At 60.8% G+C, this 26,975-nt stretch carries 26 protein-coding genes and 1 other RNA gene; 4 read left to right on the forward strand and 23 right to left on the reverse strand.

Going from position 1 to position 26,975, the window contains the following annotated elements:
* Positions 1–46 precede the first annotated feature (46 nt).
* The 18 genes from lpxC to rsmI all read right to left on the reverse strand — a co-directional run bounded on the left by lpxC (position 47) and on the right by rsmI (position 19,445).
* Positions 47–958: a UDP-3-O-acyl-N-acetylglucosamine deacetylase gene (gene lpxC, locus KCG88_RS11210; protein ID WP_011063304.1), complete on the reverse strand. Its 912-nt coding sequence runs from the start codon at positions 956–958 to the stop codon at positions 47–49.
* 112 nt (positions 959–1,070) lie between these two features.
* A complete protein-coding gene (gene ftsZ, locus KCG88_RS11215) occupies positions 1,071–2,264 on the reverse strand; it encodes a cell division protein FtsZ (RefSeq protein ID WP_011063305.1) in 1,194 nt (397 codons plus the stop codon).
* A 72-nt stretch (positions 2,265–2,336) separates the two neighbouring features.
* On the reverse strand, positions 2,337–3,596 hold the full coding sequence (gene ftsA, locus KCG88_RS11220) for a cell division protein FtsA (RefSeq protein ID WP_047285231.1): 1,260 nt from the start codon (positions 3,594–3,596) through the stop codon (positions 2,337–2,339).
* 14 nt (positions 3,597–3,610) lie between these two features.
* Entirely contained in the window at positions 3,611–4,477 is an 867-nt protein-coding gene (locus tag KCG88_RS11225) for a cell division protein FtsQ/DivIB (RefSeq protein WP_047285233.1), read from the reverse strand.
* A gap of 4 nt (positions 4,478–4,481) precedes the next feature.
* Complete coding sequence (locus tag KCG88_RS11230) at positions 4,482–5,438, reverse strand: D-alanine--D-alanine ligase (RefSeq protein ID WP_047285236.1); 957 nt, start codon at positions 5,436–5,438, stop codon at positions 4,482–4,484.
* On the reverse strand, positions 5,435–6,889 hold the full coding sequence (gene murC, locus KCG88_RS11235) for a UDP-N-acetylmuramate--L-alanine ligase (protein WP_047285239.1): 1,455 nt from the start codon (positions 6,887–6,889) through the stop codon (positions 5,435–5,437). The genes KCG88_RS11230 and murC overlap by 4 nt, the downstream gene beginning before the upstream one ends.
* Complete coding sequence (gene murG / locus KCG88_RS11240; protein ID WP_047285240.1) at positions 6,882–7,952, reverse strand: undecaprenyldiphospho-muramoylpentapeptide beta-N-acetylglucosaminyltransferase; 1,071 nt, start codon at positions 7,950–7,952, stop codon at positions 6,882–6,884. The genes murC and murG overlap by 8 nt, the downstream gene beginning before the upstream one ends.
* Positions 7,942–9,159 carry a putative lipid II flippase FtsW gene (gene ftsW, locus KCG88_RS11245; RefSeq protein WP_047337758.1) on the reverse strand — a complete coding sequence of 406 codons (1,218 nt, stop codon included), beginning with the start codon at positions 9,157–9,159 and terminating at the stop codon, positions 7,942–7,944. The genes murG and ftsW overlap by 11 nt, the downstream gene beginning before the upstream one ends.
* On the reverse strand, positions 9,156–10,502 hold the full coding sequence (gene murD / locus KCG88_RS11250) for a UDP-N-acetylmuramoyl-L-alanine--D-glutamate ligase (protein ID WP_210712380.1): 1,347 nt from the start codon (positions 10,500–10,502) through the stop codon (positions 9,156–9,158). Before murD ends, ftsW begins: the two co-directional genes overlap by 4 nt.
* Positions 10,503–10,507: 5 nt before the next feature.
* The gene (gene mraY, locus KCG88_RS11255) at positions 10,508–11,590 is read right to left on the reverse strand and encodes a phospho-N-acetylmuramoyl-pentapeptide-transferase (RefSeq protein WP_011063313.1); all 1,083 of its coding nucleotides are present in this window, start codon (positions 11,588–11,590) and stop codon (positions 10,508–10,510) included.
* The gene (gene murF, locus KCG88_RS11260) at positions 11,590–12,957 is read right to left on the reverse strand and encodes a UDP-N-acetylmuramoyl-tripeptide--D-alanyl-D-alanine ligase (RefSeq protein ID WP_210712381.1); all 1,368 of its coding nucleotides are present in this window, start codon (positions 12,955–12,957) and stop codon (positions 11,590–11,592) included. The genes mraY and murF overlap by 1 nt, the downstream gene beginning before the upstream one ends.
* Positions 12,950–14,413: a UDP-N-acetylmuramoyl-L-alanyl-D-glutamate--2,6-diaminopimelate ligase gene (locus KCG88_RS11265; RefSeq protein ID WP_210712382.1), complete on the reverse strand. Its 1,464-nt coding sequence runs from the start codon at positions 14,411–14,413 to the stop codon at positions 12,950–12,952. The genes murF and KCG88_RS11265 overlap by 8 nt, the downstream gene beginning before the upstream one ends.
* Complete coding sequence (locus tag KCG88_RS11270; protein ID WP_047285249.1) at positions 14,413–16,152, reverse strand: penicillin-binding protein 2; 1,740 nt, start codon at positions 16,150–16,152, stop codon at positions 14,413–14,415. The genes KCG88_RS11265 and KCG88_RS11270 overlap by 1 nt, the downstream gene beginning before the upstream one ends.
* Positions 16,149–16,442, reverse strand: coding sequence for a cell division protein FtsL (gene ftsL, locus KCG88_RS11275; protein WP_210712383.1), 294 nt, complete (start codon positions 16,440–16,442; stop codon positions 16,149–16,151). The genes KCG88_RS11270 and ftsL overlap by 4 nt, the downstream gene beginning before the upstream one ends.
* Positions 16,439–17,380 carry a 16S rRNA (cytosine(1402)-N(4))-methyltransferase RsmH gene (gene rsmH / locus KCG88_RS11280; protein WP_144417749.1) on the reverse strand — a complete coding sequence of 314 codons (942 nt, stop codon included), beginning with the start codon at positions 17,378–17,380 and terminating at the stop codon, positions 16,439–16,441. The genes ftsL and rsmH overlap by 4 nt, the downstream gene beginning before the upstream one ends.
* 2 nt (positions 17,381–17,382) lie before the next feature.
* The gene (gene mraZ, locus KCG88_RS11285; RefSeq protein WP_011063319.1) at positions 17,383–17,838 is read right to left on the reverse strand and encodes a division/cell wall cluster transcriptional repressor MraZ; all 456 of its coding nucleotides are present in this window, start codon (positions 17,836–17,838) and stop codon (positions 17,383–17,385) included.
* Positions 17,839–18,146: 308 nt separating this feature from the next.
* Positions 18,147–18,500, reverse strand: an RNA gene (gene rnpB, locus KCG88_RS11290) — RNase P RNA component class A.
* A gap of 72 nt (positions 18,501–18,572) precedes the next feature.
* The gene (gene rsmI / locus KCG88_RS11295; RefSeq protein WP_047285254.1) at positions 18,573–19,445 is read right to left on the reverse strand and encodes a 16S rRNA (cytidine(1402)-2'-O)-methyltransferase; all 873 of its coding nucleotides are present in this window, start codon (positions 19,443–19,445) and stop codon (positions 18,573–18,575) included.
* A gap of 219 nt (positions 19,446–19,664) precedes the next feature.
* Between rsmI and KCG88_RS11300 the strand changes: the two genes are divergently transcribed.
* The 4 genes from KCG88_RS11300 to KCG88_RS11315 all read left to right on the forward strand — a co-directional run bounded on the left by KCG88_RS11300 (position 19,665) and on the right by KCG88_RS11315 (position 23,120).
* The gene (locus tag KCG88_RS11300) at positions 19,665–21,476 is read left to right on the forward strand and encodes a penicillin-binding protein activator (protein ID WP_047285255.1); all 1,812 of its coding nucleotides are present in this window, start codon (positions 19,665–19,667) and stop codon (positions 21,474–21,476) included.
* Entirely contained in the window at positions 21,476–21,847 is a 372-nt protein-coding gene (locus KCG88_RS11305; protein WP_080965403.1) for a YraN family protein, read from the forward strand. The genes KCG88_RS11300 and KCG88_RS11305 overlap by 1 nt, the downstream gene beginning before the upstream one ends.
* Before the next feature lie 104 nt (positions 21,848–21,951).
* Complete coding sequence (locus KCG88_RS11310) at positions 21,952–22,545, forward strand: phosphoheptose isomerase (protein ID WP_015636934.1); 594 nt, start codon at positions 21,952–21,954, stop codon at positions 22,543–22,545.
* Positions 22,542–23,120 carry a BON domain-containing protein gene (locus KCG88_RS11315; protein ID WP_047337763.1) on the forward strand — a complete coding sequence of 193 codons (579 nt, stop codon included), beginning with the start codon at positions 22,542–22,544 and terminating at the stop codon, positions 23,118–23,120. Before KCG88_RS11310 ends, KCG88_RS11315 begins: the two co-directional genes overlap by 4 nt.
* Before the next feature lie 51 nt (positions 23,121–23,171).
* On the opposite strand, the gene KCG88_RS11320 is transcribed toward KCG88_RS11315, so the two are convergent.
* The 5 genes from KCG88_RS11320 to petA all read right to left on the reverse strand — a co-directional run bounded on the left by KCG88_RS11320 (position 23,172) and on the right by petA (position 26,958).
* Entirely contained in the window at positions 23,172–23,585 is a 414-nt protein-coding gene (locus KCG88_RS11320; RefSeq protein ID WP_011063325.1) for a ClpXP protease specificity-enhancing factor, read from the reverse strand.
* 16 nt (positions 23,586–23,601) lie between these two features.
* Positions 23,602–24,219 carry a glutathione S-transferase N-terminal domain-containing protein gene (locus KCG88_RS11325; RefSeq protein WP_011063326.1) on the reverse strand — a complete coding sequence of 206 codons (618 nt, stop codon included), beginning with the start codon at positions 24,217–24,219 and terminating at the stop codon, positions 23,602–23,604.
* 152 nt (positions 24,220–24,371) lie between these two features.
* A complete protein-coding gene (locus KCG88_RS11330; protein ID WP_047285260.1) occupies positions 24,372–25,154 on the reverse strand; it encodes a cytochrome c1 in 783 nt (260 codons plus the stop codon).
* Positions 25,154–26,365 carry a cytochrome bc complex cytochrome b subunit gene (locus KCG88_RS11335; protein ID WP_047285262.1) on the reverse strand — a complete coding sequence of 404 codons (1,212 nt, stop codon included), beginning with the start codon at positions 26,363–26,365 and terminating at the stop codon, positions 25,154–25,156. The genes KCG88_RS11330 and KCG88_RS11335 overlap by 1 nt, the downstream gene beginning before the upstream one ends.
* Positions 26,365–26,958, reverse strand: a complete 594-nt coding sequence (gene petA, locus KCG88_RS11340; protein WP_011063329.1) for a ubiquinol-cytochrome c reductase iron-sulfur subunit — start codon at positions 26,956–26,958, stop codon at positions 26,365–26,367. Before petA ends, KCG88_RS11335 begins: the two co-directional genes overlap by 1 nt.
* Between the last annotated feature and the right edge of the window lie 17 nt (positions 26,959–26,975).

The following is a 26,975-nucleotide window of genomic DNA, read 5'->3' on the forward strand; positions in this document are numbered from 1 at the left end:
CATCCGGGGGGATGGCCTTCAAAAACAAAAGGAAAGAGAGAGTGACTTACACGGCCGCAACCGGACGCATGTAAGAGATCGGTGCAGTGCTGGCATCTTCGAAGGTCACGACTTCCCAGGCATCTTTCTGCTCAATCAACTTGCGCAGCAGCTGGTTGTTCAGTGCATGGCCCGACTTGAAGCCTTTGAACTCACCTATCAGGCTGTTGCCCAGCAGGTAGAGGTCGCCAATTGCATCCAGGATCTTGTGCTTGACGAATTCGTCTTCGTAGCGAAGACCGTCTTCATTCAGTACGCCATCCGAATCGACCACAATTGCGTTTTCCACGCTACCGCCGAGTGCGAGGTTGTGCTTGCGCAGGTACTCGATATCACTCATGAAACCAAAGGTACGGGCGCGGCTGACTTCTTTTACAAACGAAGTGCTGGAGAAGTCCACGCTTGCACTTTGGGTGCGGTCACGGAAAACCGGGTGATCGAAATCGATCTCGAAGCTCACTTTAAAACCATCGAAAGGCACGAAAGTGGCGCGCTTGTCGCCGTCTTCCACGGTCACTTCACGAAGGATGCGGATGAACTTTTTAGCTGCGTCCTGTTCTTCGAGGCCAGCAGATTGAATCAGGAATACGAAGGGTCCGGCACTGCCATCCATGATCGGGACTTCAGACGCGGAGAGCTCGACGTAGGCGTTATCGATGCCCAGGCCAGCCATGGCCGAGAGCAAGTGCTCCACCGTGTCCACTTTGACGTCACCGTTGACCAGAGTGGTCGACATCGTGGTTTCGCCAACATTTTCCGCGCGAGCAGGAATCTGCACCACAGGGTCCAGGTCGGCACGACAAAACACAATGCCGGTGTCGACAGGCGCAGGCTTGAGGGTCAGGTATACCTTCTCCCCGGAATGCAGGCCTACACCTGTGGCACGGATAATATTCTTCAGGGTGCGTTGTTTAATCATGGCTTGGGCCGCTTCAGCGCAAATTGCGAACTGGTATCAACAAAGGCTGGCGATAATAGCAGACCATGCCTTTGCTGAACACCAATCACCCTAATACCCCTGATGCATTCCATCAATCGGCCTGACGACGCAAGAATGCCGGGATGTCCAGGTAGTCCAGATCATCTTGCGGATTCAGCTTCGCCGCGGTGGCCGCGTTCGACTGCGCCTGATTGCGCATGACGGTCGGACGGTCCAGGTCACGGTAGTTCACCGACGGCAGTTCCTGGCGAGCAGGGGCTGGCGCTTGCGACTGGGCGGACATGGAAGTCTGGACGGTGTTGTCGATGACCTTCACAGGCTTCTCGATTTTCGCGCCCAGGCCGGTGGCCACGACGGTTACATGCAGCTCGTCACGCATGTCCGGATCGATAACGGTACCGACCTTGACCATGGCGTGCTCGGAAGCGAAGGCCTCGATGATGCTACCCACGTCGGAGTACTCGCCCAGGGACAAGTCGGGACCGGCGGTGATGTTCACCAGGATGCCGCGTGCGCCTTCCAGGTTCACGTCTTCCAGCAGCGGGTTGCGGATCGCCGCTTCAGTGGCTTCACGTGCACGGTTAGGACCGCTGGCGCAGCCAGTGCCCATCATCGCCATGCCCATTTCGCTCATCACGGTACGTACGTCGGCGAAGTCGACGTTGATCATGCCCGGACGCTTGATGATGTCGGAGATACCGCGAACGGCACCGGCCAACACGTCGTCCGCCTTGGCGAAAGCCGACAGCAGGCTGGCGTCCTTGCCGAGGATGGTCAGCAGCTTCTCGTTGGGGATGGTGATCAACGAGTCGACGCTTTCGCTCAGCGCGCGGATGCCCTCATCAGCGATCTGCATGCGCTTGCGGCCTTCGAACGGGAACGGACGGGTCACCACCGCAACGGTGAGGATGCCCATTTCCTTGGCCACTTCAGCAATGATCGGCGCCGCACCGGTACCGGTACCACCGCCCATGCCGGTGGTGATGAACACCATGTTGGTGCCCGCCAGTACTTCAGCGATACGCTCGCGGTCTTCCAGAGCGGCTTGGCGGCCGACTTCCGGATTGGCACCCGCACCCAGGCCCTTGGTCACGCCGGTACCCAGTTGCAGGATGGTCCGCGCGCCAATGTTTTTCAGCGCTTGAGCATCAGTGTTGGCGCAGATGAATTCGACGCCTTCGATGTTGCTCTTGACCATGTGATTGACCGCGTTGCCGCCGCCACCGCCAACACCGATAACCTTGATTACCGGACTTTGCGGGATGTTGTCTACGAGTTCGAACATTTTCCCTCTCCTTTCATTTCTCTAGTTTTTCGCCTACTGCCTACTGCTTTGAAACGGTGTTGCGGTAAATCTTTAGAAGTTGCCCTGCACCCAGCTCTTGATACGATCGAGCAGTGGCGCCTTGGGCTCGTCGCTGCTGTAGCTGTCGCGGCTGCCAATGCCGGAGAACGAGATGCCGTCGGACTGTTTCTGCAGTCCATACAGCAGCAAGCCGACACCGGTGGAATAGATCGGGTTGCGCACCACGTCGGACAGGCCCTTGACACTGTGGGGCACGCCCAGGCGAACCGGCATGTGGAAAATTTCCTCGGCCAGTTCCACCGCGCCCTCCATCTTCGAAGTGCCGCCAGTGAGCACGATGCCCGCCGGGATCAGGTCTTCGTAGCCACTGCGGCGCAGTTCGGCCTGGATCAGGGTGAACAGTTCGTCGTAACGCGGTTCGACCACCTCGGCCAGGGCCTGGCGCGACAGTTCGCGCGGAGGGCGGTCACCAACGCTTGGCACCTTGATGGTTTCGCCGGCACCGGCCAGCTTGGCCAGCGCGCAGGCGTAACGGATCTTGATTTCCTCGGCGTACTGGGTCGGTGTACGCAGGGCCATGGCGATGTCGTTGGTCACCTGATCGCCGGCAATCGGAATCACCGCGGTGTGGCGGATCGCGCCTTCGGTGAAGATCGCCATGTCGGTGGTGCCGCCGCCGATGTCCACCAGGCATACGCCCAGCTCTTTCTCGTCGTCGGTGAGCACCGAGTAGGCCGAAGCCAGTTGCTCAAGGATGATGTCGTCGATTTCCAGACCGCAGCGGCGCACGCATTTTTCGATATTCTGCGCGGCATTCACTGCACAGGTGACCACGTGCACCTTGGCTTCCAGGCGTACACCGGACATGCCCAGGGGTTCACGCACGCCTTCCTGGTTGTCGATCACGTAATCCTGCGGCAGGGTGTGCAGAACCCGCTGGTCAGCCGGGATCGCCACGGCCTGGGCAGCGTCGAGGACCCGCTCCAGGTCCGCCGAGCTGACCTCACGGTCGCGAATCGCCACGATGCCGTGGGAGTTCAGGCTGCGGATGTGATTGCCCGCCACACCGACGAACGCCGAGTGGATACGGCAGCCAGCCATCAGTTGCGCCTCTTCCACCGCACGCTGGATCGACTGCACGGTGGATTCGATATTCACCACCACGCCCTTCTTCAGGCCGCGGGAAGGATGGGTGCCGATGCCGACGATTTCCAGCGAGCCATCGGCCGCGACTTCGCCCACCAGCGCCACCACCTTGGAGGTACCGATATCCAGGCCGACGATCATTTTGCCGCTTTGCACATTTGCCATGGTCCTGCCTCTTCTTAATTCTTCGCGACGGCAGGTTGCGCCGTCGTGGGTGCCGCCGGATCGCGCCAGCCGACGGCCAGGCCGTTGGCGTAGCGCAGATCAATGCGCGCGATGTTCGTGATCTGTTCTTTCAGCGTTTTTTCATAAATGGCAATGAAGCGGCGCATCTTCTCCACCAGGTGATCGCGGCCCAGAAGCAGTTCGATACCCGGACCGGCACTGCCGGCGCCGGTGGTCAGGAACCAGCTGCCGCGCTCGCGCAGCTCCAGACGGGCGATCGAAAAGCCCAGCGGCCGCAGCATCTGGCTCAACACCTGATACTGCTGCATCACTTGCTGCTGGGCCCGCTGCGGCCCGAACAACTGCGGCAAGTGCTCATAGTTCGCCAGTTCACGCGGGGTGAAGGCCTGGCCCTGGTTGTTCAACAGCGCCTCGTCGCCCCAGCGGGCCACCGGCAGTTGTTCTTCCAGGCGAATCACCACTTGGTCCGGCCACACCCGACGTACCTCGGCGTGAGCGATCCAGGGCATCTGCTCCAGCTCGGTGCGCATGCTCGCCAGGTCGATGGTGAAGAAGCTCGCCGCGACGTAAGGCGCGATCCGCTGCTGCACCGCCTGCTGGCTGATGTAGCTCAAGTCCCCCTGCACCGCGACCTTGGTGATCGGGCGGTCGGCGTACGGCAGCAGGCGCTGGGCCCCTTCATAGGTGCCGAACCCCAGAGCCACCAGCAGCACCGGCCAGAACAGGCTTTTCAGAAAGCCGAAGTTGGCTTTCGGCAGGCGCACCGACATCGGCTCTTTGGCCACCATTCGGCTGGCACCCCGCGGCACCGGCTTGCGGCCGGGTGCGGGTTGCTGATGACGAAGCGACGCGCCTTGCATGGACTTAACCTCTCGCCTCAAGACTGGCTGCCAGGATGGCCAATACCAGTTGCTGGAAATCCAGGCCGGCCGCGCGGGCCGCCATCGGAACCAGACTGTGATCGGTCATGCCCGGAGCGGTATTCACTTCCAGGAACCAGAACTGCCCCTGGGCGTCCTGCATCACGTCGGCACGCGCCCAACCGGCGATACCGAGCGCCTCACAGGCTTTCGCCGTGAGTTCCATGAGTTCCTGTTCCTTGGAGCTGTCGAGCCCGCACGGGATCCGGTACTGGGTATCGGAAGCCAGGTACTTGGCGTCGTAGTCGTAAAATGTGTGGGGAGTGCCCAGGGCAATGGGTGGCAGCACCTGGTCACGCAGGGTCGCGATGGTGAACTCCGGACCCTGGATCCATTGCTCGACCAACACTTGCGAATCGTAGGTACTGGCCGCCTTCCAGGCGTCGATCAATTCGGGCGCGGAAGTCACCTTGGCCATACCGATACTGGAGCCTTCATGAGCCGGTTTGACGATCAAAGGCAGGCCCAGTTCCGCCACCGCAGAAATACAGTCGGCCTCGGAACTCAATACGGCGTGGCGCGGCGTCGGAATGCCCAGGCTGTGCCAGACCTGCTTGGTACGCAGTTTGTCCATGGCCAGGGCCGAAGCGAGGATGCCGCTGCCGGTGTAAGGAATCCCCAGGCACTCCAGCAGGCCTTGCATGCTGCCGTCTTCACCGCCACGACCGTGGAGAATGATGAAGGCACGATCGATCTTCTCGCTCAAGAGACGCTGCAGCAGATCATCGCCCACGTCGATGCCGAAGGCGTCCACACCGCCGCTCTGCAGCGCTTCAAGCACGGCCTTGCCGGACTTGAGCGACACTTCGCGCTCGGCGCTCTTGCCACCGTAAAGAACGGCGACGCGCCCGAAATCGCTCGGTTTCACGGTAGAGAACAGGTTGGCGTAGGCAGCGGTCATTTCGCCCCCTTGCCAGCGGCTACAGCACCGGCGAACAGCGGGCTGGCGAGCAGTTTTGGCGCCAGGCCACCGATGTCACCGGCACCCTGGCACAGCAGGATGTCACCGGCGCGCAGCAACGGCTTGACCAGCGGTGCCAGGTCGACCCCACGTTCGATGTAGATCGGATCCAGTTGGCCACGTTGACGGATGCTGTGGCACAGCTGACGGCTGTCGGCGCCCGGGATCGGCTCTTCACCGGCCGGGTAGACCTCCATCAGCAGCAATACGTTGGCATCGGCCAATACCTGCACGAAGTCGTCGTACAGGTCGCGGGTACGGCTGAAACGGTGCGGTTGGTAGACCATCACCAGGCGGCGTTCCGGCCAGCCACCGCGCACGGCCTTGATCACCGCAGCGACCTCGGTCGGGTGGTGACCGTAGTCGTCCACCAGCATCACCTTGCCCCCTTCCACCGGCAGTTCGCCGTAGACCTGGAAGCGTCGGCCCACACCCTGGAAGCCCGACAGGCCCTGGACAATGGCTTCGTCACTGATGCCTTCGTCAGTGGCGATGCAGATGGTCGCCAGGGAGTTCAGCACGTTGTGGTTGCCCGGCATGTTCACCGACACGTCCAGCGGCTCGCGGTCGCGACGCAGTACGGTGAAGAAGGTCTGCATGCCTTGCTGGCGTACATTGATGGCGCGCACGTCGGCTTCTTCGCTGAAGCCGTAAGTCACGGTCGGACGCTTGACCTGCGGCAGGATCTCGCGCACCACCGGGTCGTCCAGGCACATCACCGCCAGCCCGTAGAACGGCAGGTTGTGCAGGAAGTCGACAAAGGTTTTCTTCAGTTTGTTGAAGTCACCGTCGTAGGTCGCCATATGGTCGGCGTCGATGTTGGTGACCACAGCCACCAGCGGTTGCAGGTGCAGGAAGCTGGCATCGCTTTCGTCGGCTTCGGCAATCAGGTAACGGCTGGTACCCAGTTGTGCATTGGTGCCCGCTGCATTCAGCCGGCCGCCGATGACGAACGTCGGGTCCAGGCCGCCCGCGGCGAATACCGAGGCCAGCAGGCTGGTGGTGGTGGTCTTGCCGTGGGTGCCGGCCACGGCCACACCGTGACGGTAGCGCATCAGTTCGGCGAGCATTTCCGCCCGCGGCACCACTGGAATGCGCCGTTCCAGAGCGGTGGCTACTTCCGGGTTGGAGGTGTTCACGGCGCTGGAAACCACCAGCACATCGGCATTGGCAGCGTTCTCGGCGCGGTGGCCGATGAAAATCTGTGCGCCAAAGGACTCCAGGCGCTCGGTAACCGGCGATGCCTTGAGGTCGGAACCGGATACCTGGTAGCCCAGGTTCAGCAGCACTTCAGCAATCCCGCACATGCCCACGCCGCCGATACCGACGAAGTGGATGCGGCGGATGCGGCGCATTTCCGGCTGCGGCATGGCTTTCTGATTCTCAACCATGGGCCACCTCCAGGCAGATATTCACTACGTCGTGGGTGGCGCCGGGCTTGGCCAGGCGGCGGGCGGCCTGGGCCATGTTGTCGAGTCGTTCTGGTTGCATCAAAACCTCTGTCAGGCGAGCGGCAAGGTCCGCAGCACCAGTCGTTCTTTGCGGCATCAGGAAGGCAGCACCTTCACGAGCCAAATATTCGGCATTGCGGGTCTGGTGGTCGTCGATCGCATGGGGCAAAGGCACCAGCATCGAGGGCAGACCGGCGGCAGCCAGTTCGCTGACGGTCAACGCGCCTGCGCGACAGACCACCAGGTCGGCCCAGCCATAGGCTTGGGCCATGTCTTTGATAAAGGGCTGCACCTGCGCCTCGACGCCGGCGGCGCGATAGCGCTCTGCAGTGACTTCATCGTGGTTTTTGCCGGCCTGATGGAACACCTCCGGGCGCAGCTCGGGGGCGACCTGTGCCAGGGCTTGCGGCAACAGCTTGTTCAACGGCTCGGCCCCCAGGCTTCCGCCCAGGATCAGCAAACGCGCCTTGCGTCCGGCCAGGGCCTCGCGCGGCGTTTCGAGGAACAGTTCGGTGCGTACCGGGTTACCCGTGGTGCGCCGGCTTTGCGAGGCACCGAAGGTGTCCGGGAAAGCTTCGCAGACTCGGGCAGCCAACGGCACCAGCAGCCGATTGGCGGTACCGGCCACGGCGTTCTGTTCGTGAACGATGACCGGTACCCCGGACAACTTCGCGGCAACCCCGCCAGGGCCGGTCACATAACCACCAAAACCCAGGACACAGACCGGCTTCAACCGGCGAATGACCCGCCGCGCCTGGAGCACGGCCTTGATCAACACGAACGGCGCCTTGAGCAGAGACAGCTTGCCCTTGCCCCGCAAACCGCTGACGTTGATCAGGTGCAACGGCAGCCCGGCCGCAGGCACCAGATCGTTTTCGATGCCGCGCGGGGTGCCCAGCCAGTGCACGGTGTAGCCACGGGCCTGGAACTCACGGGCGCAGGCCAGCGCCGGGAACACGTGGCCACCGGTGCCGCCGGCCATGATCAGGACGTTAGCGCCCATGGCTCGGCTCCTCGGCAAAGTCACTTTCACTGAACTCCATCTCCTCGCTGCCCAGGTGGGTCCTGCTCTCCCATTCGATACGCAGCAACAACCCCAGACAGGCGCAGCAGATCACCAGCGAGCTGCCGCCATAACTGAGGAAAGGCAGGGTCAGGCCCTTGGTCGGCAACAGGCCGACGTTCACCCCGATGTTGATCAGGAATTGGCCAATCCACAGGAACGACAGCCCGTAGGCGACATAAGCGGCAAAGAACTGCTTGGCCTTTTCCGCCCACAGGCCGATGTACATGCCGCGGATACAGACAAAGACGAACAGCGCCACCGTGCACAGCGAACCGACGGCGCCCAGCTCTTCAGCCAGTACCGAGAACACGAAGTCGGTGTGGGCCTCGGGCAGGTAGAACTGTTTCTGCACGCTGTTGCCCAGGCCGACGCCCAACCACTCGCCGCGACCAAAGGCGATCAACGCCTGGGACAGCTGGTAGCCGGCACCGAACTGGTCGGCCCAGGGGTCGGCAAAGTTGGTCAGACGAGCCATACGATAGGGCTGCATCTGGATCAGCAGCACCACTGCGGCAACCGCCAGCACCACCATCAGGGAAAACCGGAACAGCCCGACCCCACCCAGGAACAGCATGGCCGCAGCGGCGCCCATCATTACAACAGTGGCACCGAAGTCCGGCTCCATCAGCAGCAGGCCAGCCATGGGCAGCAGCACGATGAACGGCTTGAAGAAGCCCATCCAGCTCTCGCGCACTTCTTTCTGGCGCCGCACCAGGTAACCGGCGAGGTAGATCACCACGAACACCTTGGCGATCTCGGAAGGCTGGACGTTGAAAAAGCTGAAGCCGATCCAGCGCATCGAACCGTTCACTTCCCGGCCGATCCCCGGAATGATCACCATCACCAGCAGGCCGAAGGCACCGATCAGCATCAACCAGCCCAGGCGCTGCCAGGTGGCGATCGGGATCATCATGGTGACGATGCAGGCACCCAGGCCCAGCAGGATGTAGATCAGGTGGCGAATCATGTAGTACAGGGCGCTGCCCGACTGCGCCGCCGCCACTTCAGTGGAGGCCGAGGCAATCATGACCAGGCCCAGGCCGAGCAGGGTCAGGCAACCGGCGAGCATCGGGAAGTCGAGATCGATGCCTCGACCGGTGATGATCGGCGATGGATAGGGCTTGATGATATTCCTGAAGTTCATGCCAGTTCCTCCACAATGCGGACGAACTGGTGGCCACGGTCTTCGTAGTTCTTGAACATGTCGAAACTGGCGCAGGCCGGAGACAGCAGCACTACATCACCGGCCTGGGCGGTAGCGCGGCATTGCTCCACGGCTTGCTGCAGCGAGCCGACACGAATCAGCGGCACGGCATCGCCGATGGCTTCGCCGATCTGATCGGAGTCGCGCCCCATCAGGATCACCGCGCGGCAGTTGGCCGCCACCGGGCCGCGCAGATCCTTGAAGTCGGCGCCCTTGCCGTCACCACCGGCGATCAGCACGATCTTGCCTTCAATGTCGGCGCCAAGGCCTTCGATGGCCGCCAGGGCAGCGCCCACGTTGGTGGCCTTGGAGTCGTTGTAGTACGCCACGCCATCCAGGTCGCGAACCCACTGGCAACGATGCTCGAGGCCGGCGAAGGTACGCAGCGCCGCGAGCATGGCGTCGAACGGCAAGCCCACTGCATGACCCAGGGCCAAGGCCGCCAGAGCGTTGGACTGGTTATGGGCGCCGCGGATCTTCAGCTCGCGCACTGGCATCAGGTTCTGGAACTCGAAGGCCAGGTACTTCTCGCCATCCTCTTCGCGCAGGCCGAAAGCCTTGAAATCGGGCTTGCTCAGGCCGAAGGTCCAGCATGGCAGGCCTTCACCGATCAATGGGCGGGTCAGAGCGTCCTGGCGGTTGAACACCACCTGCCGGGCACCACGGAAGATCCGGTGCTTGGCCAGGTGGTAGGCCGGCAGGCCGCTGTAACGGTCCATGTGGTCTTCGCTGATGTTGAGCACGGTGGCCACTTCGGCACACAGCTGGTCGGTGGTCTCCAGCTGGAAGCTGGACAACTCCATCACGTACAGCTCGACGTCATCGCTGAGCAGGTCCAGGGCCGGGGTCCCGAGGTTGCCACCGACCGCCACGCGCTTGCCCGCCGCCGCCGCCATCTCACCCACCAGGGTGGTCACGGTGCTCTTGGCGTTGGAACCGCTGATTGCCACGATCGGTGCCTTTGCGTTACGCGCGAACAGCTCGATATCACCGGACAATTTCACCCCACGGGCAGCGGCAGCCTGCAGGGCCGGGGTCGCCAGGGCCAGGCCTGGGCTCACGTAGAGTTCGTCGGCACGGCACAGGAAGTCCACGTCCAGCTCGCCACAACGCACCTCCACCTGCGGGTAATCACGACGCAGCGTGGCCAGCTCAGGCGGATTTTCCCGCGTATCGGCCACCGCAAAGGCAACGCCCCGGCTCGCCAGGAAGCGAACCAGGGACATGCCGCTCTTGCCGAGGCCGACAACGATGCGGAAGTGGTCAGAAGCGATCAGAGACACTCGTTCTACCTCAGCTTCAGGGTGGCAAGGCCGATCAACACCAGAATCACGGTGATGATCCAGAAACGGACGATCACGCGCGGCTCGGGCCAGCCCTTGAGTTCAAAATGGTGGTGAATCGGTGCCATGCGAAACACACGGCGGCCGGTCAACTTGAAGGAGGCAACCTGGATCACCACGGACAGGGTTTCCATCACGAACACGCCGCCCATGATGAACAGAACGATTTCCTGACGGACGATGACCGCGATAGTGCCCAGGGCCGCGCCCAGCGCCAGGGCACCGACATCACCCATGAACACCTGAGCCGGGTAAGTGTTGAACCACAAGAAGCCCAGGCCCGCGCCAATCAGCGCCCCACAGAAGACAATCAGCTCCCCCGCCCCGGGGACATAGGGAATCAGCAGGTATTCGGCGAACTTCACGTTACCCGACAGGTAGCAGAAGATCCCCAGCGCACCGCCGACCATCACCGTAGGCATGATCGCCAGGCCATCGAGGCCATCGGTCAGGTTGACCGCGTTGCTTGAACCGACGATGACGAAATAGGTCAGGACCACGAAGCCGATGCCAAGGGGAATGCTCACGTCCTTGAGCATCGGGATCAGCAGAGTGGTTTCCACCGGACTCTGGGCAGTCATATAAAGGAAGATCGCTGCGCCCAGGCCGAACACCGATTGCCAGAAATACTTCCAGCGGCTGGGCAGGCCACGGGAATTCTTCTCGATCACCTTGCGATAGTCGTCGACCCAGCCGATGGCGCCAAAGGCCAGGGTCACCAGCAGCACGACCCACACATAGTGGTTGCGCAGGTCGGCCCACAGCAGGGTGCTGATACCGATGGCCGAGAGAATCAGCGCGCCGCCCATGGTCGGTGTGCCCGATTTGGACAGGTGAGATTGCGGACCATCGTTACGCACGGACTGGCCGATCTGGCGGTTCTGCAGAGTACGGATCATCCACGGACCCAGGCACAGCGCCAAAGACAGCGCAGTCAGTACCCCGAGGATCCCGCGCAGGGTCAGGTACTGGAAGACCGCGAAGCCTTTGTAGAACTGTTGCAGGTACTCCGCTAGCAGCAGCAGCATCAATGTTTCTCCGTACTGGAGCCGCACAAAGCCGCGACGATGTTTTCCATCACCGCGCTGCGCGATCCTTTGATCAAAATGGTGGTATTTGGGTCTTGCTCGACGCCCAGGGCGGCAATCAGGTCAGCCTGGCTGGCGAAGTGGCGTGCGTGCTCGCCGAAGGCGGCAACGGCATGAGCCATCATCGGGCCTACGGCGTAGAGGGCCGAAACCTTGCCAGCGGCATATGCACCTACTTCGCGGTGCCCCTGCTCCGCCCACTCGCCCAACTCGCCGATGTCTCCGAGCACCAGGACGGTGCGACCGGAAAAGCCGGCGAGTATATCAACGGCGGCGCACATTGAGGTGGGGTTTGCGTTGTAAGTGTCATCAATAACCCGCATGCCATTCTTGGCCAGTTGGGCGACGGTGCGCCCCTTGACCGGCTGCACCGCATTCAGGCCGGTGACGATGCCGAACAGCGAGACGCCCATGGCGTGGGCCGCGGCTGCCGCGGCCAGGGCATTGGCAACGTTATGGGTGCCCAGCAGGTTCAATTGCACCGTCTGCACACCCTTGGGGCTGTGCAACTTGAAGGATGGGCAGCCACGGGCATCGCGACCGATATCGGAGGCAAAGAAATCGGCAGAGCTGTCAGTCAGGGCGAAGCTCAGCACCTGACGGCCGGCAGCACGGGCTTTCCAGATAGAGAACGCCTTGTCGTCCAGGTTGAGCACGGCGACCCCGGCGCTATCGAGGCCTTCCAGGATTTCCCCCTTGGCCTCGACAATCTTCTCCGGCCCGCCAAACTCACCGACGTGAGCGGTGCCGGCGTTGTTGATGATCGCTACGTGAGGGCGAGTCATGGCCACGGTGTAGGCAATCTCGCCGATGCGCGAAGCGCCCAGCTCTATCACTGCGGCTGTGTGTTCCGGGGCCAGTTCCAGCAGGGTCAGGGGCGCCCCCAGGTCATTGTTCAGGTTGCCCCGAGTGGCGTGTACCGGACCACGGGTGCGCAGGATGCTGGCGAGCATTTCCTTGACCGTGGTCTTGCCGCTGGAGCCGGTTACCGCAGCGACCGGGCGGCTGAACGCGGCGCGATTGAGCGCCCCCAACTGCCCCAGCGCCAGGCGAGTGTCCTTGACCAGCAGTTGCGGCAGCGTGCTGTCGGGAACTTCACGTTCAACCAACGCCGCCACCGCGCCCTTGGCCGCCACTTCATTCAGGTAATCGTGGCCGTCGAAGCGTGGACCGGTCAGAGCAATAAACAGTTGGCCGGCCTGAATTGCCCGGCTATCGATACTGACGCCGCTAAAACGAGCATCGCCCGCGATCAGGCGGGCGTCCAATGGAGCCGAGACTTCACTGAGTTGCAGGGCTTTAAGCATGGCCCACCTCCCACGCGGTCAAGGCTTTGTCCGCCTCGGCGAGATCAGAAAAATCATGTCGCTGGCCGTTTATTTCCTGGTAATCCTCATGGCCTTTACCGGCCAGCACCACCACGTCATCGGCCGACGCGCAAGCGATCAGGCGAGCAATGGCCAACCCGCGACCGGCTACGAATTCCACCTTTTCTACCGCGCTGAAACCGGCACGAATATCGTCGAAGATTTGGGCAGGGTCTTCGCTGCGCGGGTTGTCATCAGTCACCAGCACGCCGTCGGCCAGACGCTCGACCACCTCAGCCATCAACGGACGCTTGCCGCGGTCCCGGTCGCCGCCACAACCGAACAGGCACAGCAGGCGGCCCTTGGCGTGCGGACGCAGGGCCAGCAAGACTTTTTCCAGGGCATCCGGGGTGTGGGCGTAATCCACCACCACCAACGGCTGAGTACCACCACCCAAACGCTGCATGCGTCCGGCGGGGCCTTCCAGCTTGGGCAGGACCGCAAGAATTTCGTCCAGCGCGTATTCAAGCCCCAGCAACGCACCGACCGCCGCCAGCACGTTGCTCAGGTTGAAGCGCCCGAGCAGGCAACTGCGCAGGTGGTGTTCACCCTGCGGGGTCACCAGGGTCGCGCGAACGCCATCATCGTCAAAACGCGCTTCGCGGCAGTACAGATAAGCAGCGGTGTCTTCGAGGCTGTAGGTGATCAGTCGCGACTCGTGTTTGTCCGCCGCCAGTTGCCGGCCAAAATCGTCGTCGAGGTTGATCACCCGGCAACGCAGGTCGTTCCAGGCAAAGAGCTTGGCCTTGGCTGCGCCATAGGCTTCCATGGTCCCGTGGTAGTCCAGATGGTCACGGGACAGGTTGGTCAGCACCGCCACATCGAAAGCCAGTGCCGCCACGCGCCCCTGATCCAGGCCATGGGAAGAGACCTCCATGGCCACCGCCTTGGCTCCTGCATTCTTCAGGTCCGCCAGGGTGGCTTGCACGGCAATCGGGTTCGGCGTGGTGTGCATGCCGCTTTGCAGCGCGCCATGAAACCCGGTCCCCAGGGTACCTACCAGGCCACAACGCTGGCCCAGCAGATCCAGGGCCTGAGCCACCAGTTGGGTAACGCTGGTCTTACCGTTGGTGCCGGTTACGCCCACCAGGTTCAACTGGCGGCTCGGGTCACCATAGAAGCGCCCGGCTATGTCCGACAGCTGCGCCGCCAGGCCCTTGACCGGAATCAGCGGGACATCGGTCAGCGGCAACACAGTTGCCCCTTCCACTTCATAAGCCACCGCGGCGGCACCGCGCTGCAGGGCATCGGCAATGTGCGCACGGCCATCGAACCTGGCGCCTGGCACCGCAAGAAACAGGTCCCCGGCCCGCACGTTACGGCTGTCCAGGGTCAACTCACGAATCAGCAGATCGTGACCGGCATGGGCGAAAATCTTGTTCAGGCTAAGAGACATCAGCCGCGCCCTCCATTGGCTCGTACAGGGGTGCCGGATGCTGCGTTGGCCTGCTGCGTGGTCGGCAGGTTGTCCGGGGTAATGTTCATCAGGCGCAGGGTGCCGGACATCACTTTGCTGAACACCGGCGCCGATACCAGGCCACCGAAGTAACCGGCTTTGCTCGGTTCGTCGATCACCACCACGATGGCGTAACGCGGATCACTCATCGGACCGAAGCCGGCGAACAGCGAACGGTAGGAGTTCTCGGCGTAACCCTTGGTGCCCACCGAAGTCTTGCGCGCAGTACCACTCTTGCCGGCCACGTGATAGGCCGGAACCTGCGCACGGAATACTCCGCGCGGGGCCTCGATCACTTGCTGCAGCATGCCTTGCATGGTCTTGGCGACATTTTCCGGAATCACCTGGGTAGTCTGCGGAGTCTTGTCGGACTTGATCAGTGTCAGCGGCGCAATGCGGCCGTTGTTGGCCAATGCGGAAAAGGCGTGCACCAGCTGGATCGCAGTCACCGACAGGCCGTAGCCATAGGACAGGGTCGCGGTTTCCGCCTTGCGCCATTCGCGGTAGTTCGGCAGGTTGCCGACCCGCTCACCAGGGAAGCCGAGCCCCGTGTCCTGGCCCAGACCGATTTTCTGTGCCAGACGGAAAATGGTTTCGCCGCCAATATCGAAGGCCACCTTACTCATGCCGACGTTACTGGAGTTGATCAGGATGCCGGTCAGGTCGAGTACCGGGCCTTCGGTCTTGGAAACGTCACGGATGGTGTATTTACCCAACTGCAGGGTGCCCGGGTAGACCTCGACGGTATCGCTGGGCTTCCAGCGTCCGGTTTCCAGTGCGGCACTCATGGAGATCGCTTTCATGGTCGAGCCAGGCTCGAACACGTCGATCATCGCGCGGTTGCGCATCATCGCCGGCTGCAGGTTGCGCCGGTTGTTCGGGTTGTAGGTCGGCTGGTTGACCATGGCCAGGATCTCGCCAGTCTTCACATCCATGATCACCAGGCTGCCGGCCTTGGCACCGTTCTCGACGATGGCGTTGCGCAGCTCGCGGTTGGCCAGGTATTGCAGGCGCAGGTCAATCGACAACGCCAAGGGCTTGCCGGCCTTGGCGTTCTTGGTGACCTGGACGTCCTTGATCAGCCTGCCGCGCCGGTCCTTGATCACCTGGCGCTTGCCCGGAACCCCTGCGAGCCATTCGTCGTAGGCCAGTTCCACCCCTTCGCGACCGCGGTCATCGATATCGGTGAAACCCACCATATGCGCGGTTACTTCGCCGGCAGGATAGAAGCGTCGGAACTCCTCGATGCCATAGACACCGGGAACCTTCAGATCCAATACGGCCTGGCCCTGTTCAGGCGTCAGGCCCCGGACCAGATAGATGAATTCTTTATTGGCCTGTGCTTCAAGACGTTCGGCCAGGGCTTTCGGGTCTTGGCCAAGTGCCATGGCCAGCGCCGGCCAGCGATCCTTGGCCAGCTGCATTTCCTTGGCATTGGCCCACAGGGTGGTCACGGGCGTACTGACGGCCAGAGGCTCGCCATTGCGATCGGTGATCAGACCGCGGTGCGCGGGAATCGGAATGTGCCGGACACTGCGCGCATCGCCCTGCCCCTTGAGGAAGTCACGGTCGACCACTTGCAGGTCGATGATGCGCCAGGCAATCGCCGACACCATGACCGCCAGCAAACCCAGCACTACACGGAAACGCCACGGATAAAGCGCGCCTTCGAGCTTCATGGCGCCACCATGCGAACTTCGGCCGCGCCGGGAATGTGCATTTTCAACTGTTCGGTGGCCAGCACTTCAATGCGGCTGTGAGCAGTCCAGGTGCTTTGTTCGAGAATCAGCCGGCCCCATTCGGCCTGGGCTTTGTCACGCAAGTTCAACTCGCCGTACAGCGTGTTGAGCAACTGACGGTTCCAGTGGGCGCTGTAGGACACCGCAATCGCGGAAACCAGTACGCCGACGAATAGCAGGAACATGAAAAAGCTTCCGCCCGGAAGTGGCTTGGCGAAAAGCTTGCTCACCGAAGCTTCTCCGCGACGCGCATGACGGCACTACGGGCACGCGGGTTGGCCTTGAGCTCTGCCTCGGAGGCGAACTGCGCTTTGCCGTGGATCTTGATTTTCGGCACAAAGGCTTCGAAACGTACCGGCAGATTGCGCGGCAGGTTATCCGTTTCGCCCTTGACCAGACGACGCATGAACAATTTGACGATGCGGTCTTCCAGGGAATGGAAGCTGATCACCACCAGGCGACCACCCACTTCCAGGGACTCCAGTGCAGCTTCAAGGCCAGCCTCGAGATCACCCAGTTCATTGTTGACGTGAATGCGCAGCCCCTGGAAAGCACGGGTAGCCGGGTTCTTGCCCTTCTCCCAAGCCGGGTTGGCGACTTTCAACACTTCAGCCAGATCGGCGGTACGCTCGAACGGCTGGATCTCGCGGCGTTCGACCACGGCGCGCGCCATGCGACCGGAGAAACGCTCCTCGCCGTACTCCTTGAATACCCGGGCAATTTCCTCCACCGGTGCGGTGGCGATGAACTGCGCAGCACTGATGCCACGAGTCGGGTCCATGCGCATATCCAGCGGGCCGTCATTGAGAAAGCTGAAGCCGCGCTCAGGGTCGTCCAACTGCGGCGAAGACACCCCCAGATCCAGCAGGACACCGCTGACCTTGCCCGCCAGGCCGCGCTCGGCAACTTCCGAACCGAGCTCGGCAAAACTGCGCTGTACAACGACAAAGCGGCCGTCTTCGGCCGCTAGCGCTTGCCCTGTGGCAATCGCCTGGGGATCCTTGTCGAATCCGAGGAGGCGCCCCTGGGGCCCGAGCTTGCTGAGAATCAGCCGGCTATGCCCGCCACGCCCGAAGGTGCCATCCAGATAGCAGCCATCAGGACGTACGGCGAGAGCCTCGACGGCTTCGTCAAGCAGTACGGTGATGTGGTTAAAGCCGCTATCAATAGTCACAGGATCAAATCACGCAGTTCATCAGGCATGGCGCCCGGTTGTTGAATAGCTGCCAGGTCCGCTGCGGAAACAGCATTCCAGGCATCCTCGTCCCACAGTTGGAACTTGTTCAGTTGGCCCACCAGCATTGCGCGCTTATCCAACTTGGCATATTCACGCAGCCGCGGCGGCACCAGAAAACGACCACTGCCATCAAGTTCAAGATCGACGGCATTACCAATCAGCAAACGCTGCAAGCGACGGTTCTCTTCACGAAGAGAAGGCAGTGCGCGCAGTTTGGTTTCAATCAGCTCCCACTCATCGAGGGGGTAAACACACAAACAGGGATCAACGGCATCGATAGTGACGATTAACTGTCCGGAACTTCGCGAAACGAGCTCGTCACGATACCGGCTCGGCATGGCGAGACGGCCTTTTGCATCGAGACTGATAGCGTTAGCTCCGCGAAACACGTCAGCGTTTCTCCAAATTTTAGCGTTTTGCGCTCAAAAAACCCACTTCATGCCACTTTCCGCCACTTGCGCACACTATAGGAATGCGCCCACACCACCGTCAAGGCGCGCGGCGACGGAAAAGCCTTATAGAACGGAGATTTAGGAGACTTAAAGGAGAGGCAACGAGAATTCGAGGGGTATTCCAGAGCATCAACTTCCAACAGCTCAATAAGCTGCAGAGCGAAGTTAAAGTAATTTATTAAGAGTAAGATTTTTTCGGTATTACAAAAACGCTTCTGCTATTGATTCAAGCAGGGAGGGAAAAGGTGGAGAGTCGATCTGTAAGCCGGGTTCTGTCGAGGACAGTCATTCCTCTACGATGGCCATCACTGGACATCTTTAGCAACCTACCCGGTTCCAGCGCGGGCCACGCCTTGGAACCCTATTTGGTCTTGCTCCGAGTGGGGTTTACCTAGCCACGAACTGTTACCAGACGTGCGGTGCGCTCTTACCGCACCTTTTCACCCTTACCGGCACCGAAGTGCTTAGGCGGTTATTTTCTGTGGCACTTTCCGTAGGCTCACGCCCCCCAGGCATTACCTGGCACTCCGCCCTATGGAGCCCGGACTTTCCTCCCCCCTCTAATTTTCATAGAGGGCAGCGACTGTCCAATCGACTCTCCGCCGCGCAGGTTAACGGCAGAGCGAACGAAGAACAAGCGCTAAAAGCCTTTGGCCACCCTGCTACGCAATTTATTGTTCTTTCTGTTTATTCAGGGCCACCTGATACAGCACATTCTTGCGCTCGCCAGTGATTTCCGCCGCCAAAGCAGCAGCCCGCTTCAGCGGCATTTCCTTGAGCAACAAGTCTAGGATACGCATCGACTCACTACTGATCGCCTCATCACTTTCCGGCGCTGTCCAGCCCGCGACCAACACCACGCACTCCCCACGCTGCTGATTGCTGTCGGACTCGACGAACTGGCGCAGCTCGGAAAGTGGCAGCCCCTTGAGGGTTTCAAAGGTCTTGGTCAATTCACGCGCCAGCAATGCCGGCCGCTCACCACCGAATACCAACTCCATATCCTGCAGGCATTCAAGTATGCGATGCGGCGCCTCATAGAAAATCAGCGTACGCGGCTCTTCCTTGACCGCTTCCAGCCGCGCCCTGCGCCCGACCGCCTTGGCCGGCAGAAAGCCTTCGAAGATGAACCGGTCTGAAGGCAAACCCGCCGCCGACAACGCCGCGATCAGAGCACAGGCCCCCGGCACCGGAACCACGTTAATACCCGCCGCCCGCGCCTGGCGCACCAGGTGATAGCCTGGATCGGAAATCAGCGGCGTGCCCGCATCGGAGATCAAGGCAACATTATCCCCAGCCAGCAGACGAGTAATGAAGCGACTCCCCTCATCACGCTCGTTGTGCTCATGGCAGGCAGCCAGGGGCGTGGAAATCCCAAAGTGCTGCATCAGACGCTGGGAATGCCGGGTATCTTCGGCAGCGATCAACGACACCTCGCGCAACAGCTTCAAGGCCCGGGCACTGATATCGTCCAGGTTGCCGATGGGCGTCGCCACCACATAAAGCGAGCCAGCAGCGGAATTCAAAGGACCTGGAGCAGTCAAAGCGCACACCTCTTGATCGGCAAAAGCGCCATTGTAGCGCGTTGAAGCATTCTCAATACGCCTTGCGATCAGCCGGTATGGCGCTGCGCTGCGACCTTTCAGGCAACCAAGCAACATTTGCTTGAGCTAAATCGACGGTTTATCGCCAGTAACATCGCACCCCAGCCAGCGCTTGGGTACAATTCCACGCTCATTTGATCGAGTATCAGGAACACTTACATGATCGCTTGCCTGCGGCTGTTTCTTGCCCTCTGCCTAGCTACCCTTCTGGTGGCTTGCGCCAGCTCCCCCTCTTCCAGCCTTGGCGAACTTCCACGAACACCGGATGCCAGCATCGAGCAACTGCTCGAACAGGCCGCCACCAGCAAAACTCCGGAAAAAGCAGCCCTGCTGCGCTTGAGTGCCGCCGACCTGGCGTATCGTCAAGGCAATGCCGGACGCGCCGGACAAATCCTGCAGCAAGTACCGCTGGATCAACTCAAGCCTGCCCAGCAAATCTTCGCCAGCACGCTGTCCGCAGAGCTGGCCCTGGTGCGCAACCAGCCAAAGGCTGCCCTCACCGCATTGAGCCATCCAAGCCTGCAACACCTGAGCGAGCTGCCGGCAGCCCAACAGATTCGCACTGGCAGCGTTCATGCTCGCGCACTGGAAGCCGACGGCCAGACATTGGCCGCCGCCAAAGAGCGCATCACTATCGCGCCCTTGCTCAAGGATGACGCAGCAGCCAAAAACCACGAAGCCATCTGGGCACTGATTGCCGCCCTGCCGACCGATCAGTTGCAGCCTGCCGGCAATGACGACCTGGCCGGCTGGATGAGCCTGGCCCTGGCAGTCAAGAGCGCCGGCACCCTGGAACAGCAGCAGGCAGCCATCGATACCTGGCGCGCCCAGAATCCAAAGCACCCGGCTGCCATTCAACTGCCCCAACCCCTGATCAAGCTCAAGGAGCTGGCCAGCCAGCCGGTATCGAAAATTGCCTTGCTGCTGCCACAGGACGGCCCCCTCGCATCGGTTTCCAAAGCGCTGCGCGAAGGTTTCATGGCTGCTCACTACCAGGCCCAACAAGCCGGACAGAATCCACCCAGCATCGAGTTCTATGACAGCTCGCGCCTAAGCTCGCTGGATGATTTCTACCGCAAGGCTCAGGCCGCTGGCGTGCAACTGGTCGTCGGCCCACTGGAAAAGCCCCTGGTCAAGCAACTTGCCGCTCGCCCGCAACTGCCGATCACCACCCTGGCCCTGAACTACAGCGAAGGCGAACAAGGCCCTGCGCAACTGTTCCAGTTCGGCCTGGCAGCCGAAGACGAAGCCCGCGAGGTTTCCCGCCGCGCCCGCGCCGACGGCCTGCACCGCGCCGCGGCCCTGGTTCCGAAGGGCGAATGGGGCGATCGCGTGCTCAAGGCATTTCGTCAGGATTGGGAAGCCAACGGTGGCAGCGTAATCGGTATCGAACGCGTCGATCAGCCCGTCGCCCTGGCACAGCAGATTGCCGACCTGTTCCAACTGCGCCAGAGCGAAGGCCGCGCCAAGAGCCTGCAGAGCACCGTAGGCACCCAGGTAGCCGCACAGCCATCACGTCGCCAGGATATCGAGTTCATTTTCCTTGCCTCTACCCCGCAACAGGCTCAGCAGATCAAGCCGACCTTGAACTTCCAATACGCTGGTGATGTACCGGTCTACGCCACCTCCAACGTGTTCAGCGCCAGCGGCGACCAGAACCAGTACAACGACATGAACGGCGTGATGTTCTGCGAAACCCCATGGCTGCTGGATGCCAACGGCCCGCTGCGCCGCCAGGTCACCGCACAATGGCCACAAGCCGGCGGCAGCCTCGGACGCTTGTATGCCATGGGCGTCGACGCCTACCGCTTGGCGCCACGCCTGGGCCAACTCAAGGCCCTGCCAGACAGCCGGATAGAAGGTGAATCCGGCAGCCTGGGCATGGCTGCCGGGCAACGCATCGAGCGTCAACTGCCCTGGGCCAAGTTCGTCGGGGGCCAAGTGACCCGCCTGCCCGACACGCCGCGCTAATGCTCCAAGGATCAGGCCAGCACAGCGGACGAGATGCCGAAAGCCAAGCACTTCGGCATCTCCAACAGCACGGACTGCGCCTGCTGGCGCAGAACTGGTTGTGCAAACGCGGCGAGCTTGATCTGGTCATGCTTGACGGCGATACAGTAGTATTCGTCGAAGTCCGCTACAGAAAACACACGCAATGGGGTGGCGCGCTGGGCAGTATCGATGGGCGCAAGCGTCAAAAACTGATCCTTGCCGCGCAGCTTTTCCTGCAAAGCGAATCACGCTGGTCCAGCCATCCCTGCCGTTTCGACGTGGTCGCCATTGACGGCGCCTCGGGTGCAGAAGCCCGCTTGAACTGGCTACGCAATGCCTTCGACAGCTGAAAGAAGCCCTCAGGCCGCACCCATTTTCACTCAACTTTTTTGCTCTTTGCTTTGCGGGCTGCACATTTACGTGCCACCAAGCCGCGCCACTTAAGGTCACACAGATGGACATGCAATCCCGAATTCGCCAGCTTTTTCAGGCCAGTATCGACACCAAGCAACAGGCGATGGACGTACTTGCACCGCACATCGAGCAAGCCAGCCAGGTCATGGTCAACGCCCTGCTCAACGAGGGCAAGATGCTCTCTTGCGGCAACGGCGGCTCCGCCGGCGATGCCCAGCATTTCTCCTCCGAACTGCTCAACCGCTTCGAGCGCGAACGCCCGAGCCTGCCGGCCATTGCCCTGACTACCGACAGCTCTACCATCACCTCGATCGCCAACGACTACAGCTACAACGAAGTCTTCTCCAAGCAGATCCGCGCACTGGGCCAGCCCGGCGACGTATTGCTGGCGATTTCCACCAGCGGCAACTCCGCAAACATTATTCAAGCGATCCAGGCCGCACATGATCGCGAAATGATTGTCGTAGCATTGACCGGTCGCGACGGCGGCGGCATGGCTTCCCTGCTGCTGCCTGAAGATGTCGAGATCCGCGTACCGGCCACCGTCACTGCACGCATTCAAGAAGTCCACCTGCTGGCGATCCATTGCCTCTGCGATCTGATCGACAGCCAATTGTTCGGGAGTGAAGAATGACCCCTAATCGCCTTGGCCTCCTGGCCTTGACCTTGTGCCTGAGCATCACTGGTTGCAGCTCGGTGATTACCGCCACCCGCGACAAACCCATCGATGATGACCGCGGCACCCGTACCTTTGGCAGCAAGATCGACGACTCGCTGATCGAGACCAAAGTCGCCGTCAACGTTGCCAAAGCCAGCCCAGACCTGGAAAACAACTCGCACATCGTTGTCACCAGCTTCAACGGCATCGTCCTGCTGGCCGGGCAAACACCCCGCCCGGACCTCAAGGCCATGGCCGAACAAGCCGCCAGCGAAGTACAGCGCGTCAAGAAGGTGCATAACGAACTGCAGGTACTGCCACCTTCCGGTTTCCTGGCCCGCCAGAACGATAGCTGGCTGACCACCAAGATAAAGACCCAGATGCTCACCGACGCCAGCGTGCCTGCCTCGCGAATCAAGGTGGTGACCGAGAACGGCATCGTCTACCTGCTGGGCTTGCTGACCCAACAGGAGGCCACCCAGGCCACTAACCTGGTTCAGGGCGTATCGGGCGTGCAGAAGATCGTCAAATTGTTCGAATACATCGACTGACACACAACGGCGAGATACAAAAAAGGCGATCCGGATGGATCGCCTTTTTTATTACTTGACCACTTTCAAGCTCGGTCGGCCACTGGGGCGCGGCGGCTCACTGTCCGGTGGCGGCAAATCGTCATCCGGCTCGAGATCATCCTCTTCATCCAGAGGCGACTCCAGATCGAAGACCATGCCCTGGCCATTCTCACGGGCATAGATCCCCAGGATCGCCGCAACCGGTACATGCAGGCTGTGCGGCACACCACCGAAGCGCCCTTCGAAGGTCACTACGTCGTTATCCATATGCAGATGACGCACGGCACTGGGAGAAATGTTCAGGACGATCTGCCCATCACTGGCAAAGCCCTGGGGCACCTGCACTGCCGGATAGTCGGAGTTGACCAGCATGTGCGGGGTGCAATCGTTGTCCACAATCCACTCATAGAGCGCGCGGACCAGATAAGGTCGACTGGAGTTCATAGCGGCTCCTTAAGCCTCAGCGCATATCGCGTTCGACACCAGACAGACTCGCCTGGAAAGCCTCACGCGCAAATTGGCGTTCCATATAATCAAGCAACGGCTTGGCCTGCCGCGGCAGTTCGATACCCAGGACTGGCAATCTCCAGAGTATGGGCAGTAGGCAGCAGTCCACCAGACTTTGTTCCTCACTGAGGAAAAATGGCTTGTCGGCAAACAAAGGAGAAACGCCCGTCAGGCTTTCACGCAATTCCTTGCGCGCCTGCACTCGAGCAGCCTCCTTGGTCCGCGGATCAAGAATCAGATCCACTTGCCCACACCAGTCACGCTGGATCCGGTGTATCAGCAGACGACTGTTGGCTCGCGCCACAGGATAAACCGGCAGCAGTGGCGGATGCGGATAACGCTCATCCAAATACTCCATTACCACTGTCGACTCCCACAACGCCAGGTCGCGGTCGACCAGCGTTGGCAAGCTCCCATAAGGGTTCACTTCGATCAGCTTCGGCGGCTGACGCCCCGCCTCCACACTGATGATCTCGGCGCTGACACCCTTCTCTGCGAGCACAATGCGCACCCGGTGGGAATAGTGGTCGGCGGGGTCGGAGTAACAGGCCAACCGATTGGTCACGCCCATGGCGATCCTCCTCGCTTGTTGAAATTATCGGAAGCAGAAAAAACGAGCGCGCCCTCAGGGCGCCTCTGGTAACCCCCGAATGATACAGGGTTGTTACAGCTCCAGAGACGCCCTTGGGCGCGCACGTTCAACAACTGATGCTTAAAACGCTATCAATGCACATCCTTCCAGTATTCGCGCTTGAGCAGATAGGCGAACACGAAGAAGAAGGCCAGGTACAGCAGTACGTAGGTACCGATGCGCTGGTGCTGCAGCTTGACCGGGTTGGCCGAGTAAGCCAGGAAGGTCACCAGATTCTTGACCTTCTCGTCGAACTGAGCCTCGTTGAGGGTCCCGGTGTTTTCCTTGATGGTCAACTGATCACAAGCTTCATGGGTCAGCGGCGTGCCGGTCAGCGGATCGTATTGCTTCTTGCCATCTTCGACGATCTGCACCTGCTTGCAACCAATCACCTGGCGACCCTGCAGGCCAACCAGAACGTTAGGCATGCCGACGTTCGGGAAAACCTTGTTATTCACACCCCAAGGGCGCGCCGGATCCTCGTAGAAGGACTTGAGGTAGCCATAGAGCCAGTCGGTACCCCGTACACGGGCCACCAGAGTCAGATCCGGTGGCGCAGCGCCAAACCAGGTCTTGGCATCTGACGGCTGCATGCCGATGTTCATGTGGTCACCGATCTTGGCACCGGTGAAGACCAGCTTGCTCAACATCAGATCGTGAGGAATGCCCAGATCGTCGGCAACCCGCTCATAACGCTGGAACTTGGCGCTGTGGCAACCCATGCAGTAGTTGGCAAAGGTACGCGCGCCGTCTTGCAGGGCAGCTTTGTCGGTCAGGTCGATGTCAACCTTCTCCAACTCAGGGCCGCCGTGCTCGGCCGCGAAAGACAATACAGGCATAGCAGCAAGAATCAGTACAGCAAATAGCTTTTTCATCAGCCAGTCACCCTTTCCGGAACCGGTTTGGTCTTCTCGAGCCTGGTGTAGAACGGCATCAGAATGAAGTAGGCGAAGTACAGGAAGGTACATACCTGCGACAACAGCGTACGGCCCGGAGTCGGTGCCAATACGCCCAGTACACCCAGGATCACGAACGAGATGCAGAACACCAGCAGCCAGATCTTGCTCAGCCAGCCTTTGTAGCGCATGGACTTGACCGGGCTACGGTCGAGCCAAGGCAGTACGAACAGCACGGCAATGGCAGCCCCCATGGCGATGACGCCCATGAGCTTGTCCGGCACCGCACGCAGGATCGCGTAGAACGGAGTGAAGTACCAAACCGGAGCAATATGCTCAGGCGTCTTGAACGGGTTGGCCTGTTCGAAGTTCGGCTTCTCGAGGAAGTAGCCACCCATTTCCGGGAAGAAGAACACGATCGAGCAGAAGATGAAGAGGAACACCACCACGCCGACAATGTCTTTCACGGTGTAGTAAGGGTGGAAGGGAATGCCATCCAGCGGGATGCCGTTCTCGTCCTTTTTCTTCTTGATATCGACGCCATCCGGGTTGTTCGAACCCACTTCGTGCAACGCCAGGATGTGCAGCACCACCAGACCGAGAATCACGATCGGCAGAGCCACTACGTGCAGGGCGAAGAAGCGGTTCAGGGTAATCCCGGAAATCAGGTAGTCACCTCGGATCCACTGAGTCAGGTCGTTGCCGATGACCGGGATCGCACCGAACAGCGAGATGATCACCTGGGCGCCCCAGTAGGACATCTGGCCCCACGGCAGCAGGTAGCCCATGAAGGCCTCGGCCATCAGTGCCAGGTAGATCAGCATGCCGAACAGCCACACCAGCTCACGGGGCTTCTGGTAGGAACCGTAGAGCAGGCCACGGAACATGTGCAGATAGACCACGATGAAGAACGCCGAAGCGCCGGTGGAGTGGAGCAGACGCAGGATCGCGCCGTACTCGACGTCGCGCATGATGTATTCAACGGAAGCGAAGGCCTCTTCCGCCGAAGGGGTGTAGCTCATGGTCAGCCAGACACCGGTTACGATCTGGTTGACCAGAACCAGCAGCGCCAGGGAGCCAAAGAAATAGAAGAAGTTGAAGTTCTTCGGAGCGTAATACTTGCTGAGATGGTCTTCCCACATCTTGGTCGCGGGGAAGCGCGCATCAACCCAATCCATGAACTTGCTCATCACGCTTTCTCCGTGTCGACGCCAATGACGATGATGTCATCCGACTCATAGGAATGCGGGGGTACTGGCAGGTTCAAAGGCGCAGGTTGCGACTTGTAGACGCGACCAGCCAGATCGTAGTGGGAACCGTGGCAAGGGCAGAAATAGCCACCTACCCAGTCCTTGCCCAGATCCGCGGGCGCCACTTCAGGACGGAAGGTCGGAGAACAGCCCAGGTGGGTGCAGATACCGATCAGCAGCAGAATCTCTGGCTTGATCGAGCGCACTTCCGGGTCGACGTAGGTTGGTTGTACTGAGTTCTTGGAGTCAGGGTCAGACAACTGGCCCTCGATCTTTTTAAGATTCCCCAGGATTTCCTCGGTACGGCGGACGATGAATACCGGCTGACCACGCCATTCAGCAATCATCTGCTGACCTGGGTCGATCTTGCTGATATTCACCTTCACCGGTGCACCTGCGGCTTTCGCCTTGGCACTGGGAAACCATGACCCCACGAACGGGACCGCAGCCCCCACCGCTCCAGCAGCACCCACCACGGATGTGGCTGCTACTAGGAAGCGACGCCGGCCTGCATTCACGCCGTCATTGCTCATTCAGTCCTCTCCCATCA

This window comes from Pseudomonas sp. MWU349, assembly GCF_017947325.1.
In the GTDB taxonomy this organism is placed as follows: Bacteria; Pseudomonadota; Gammaproteobacteria; order Pseudomonadales; family Pseudomonadaceae; genus Aquipseudomonas; species Aquipseudomonas protegens.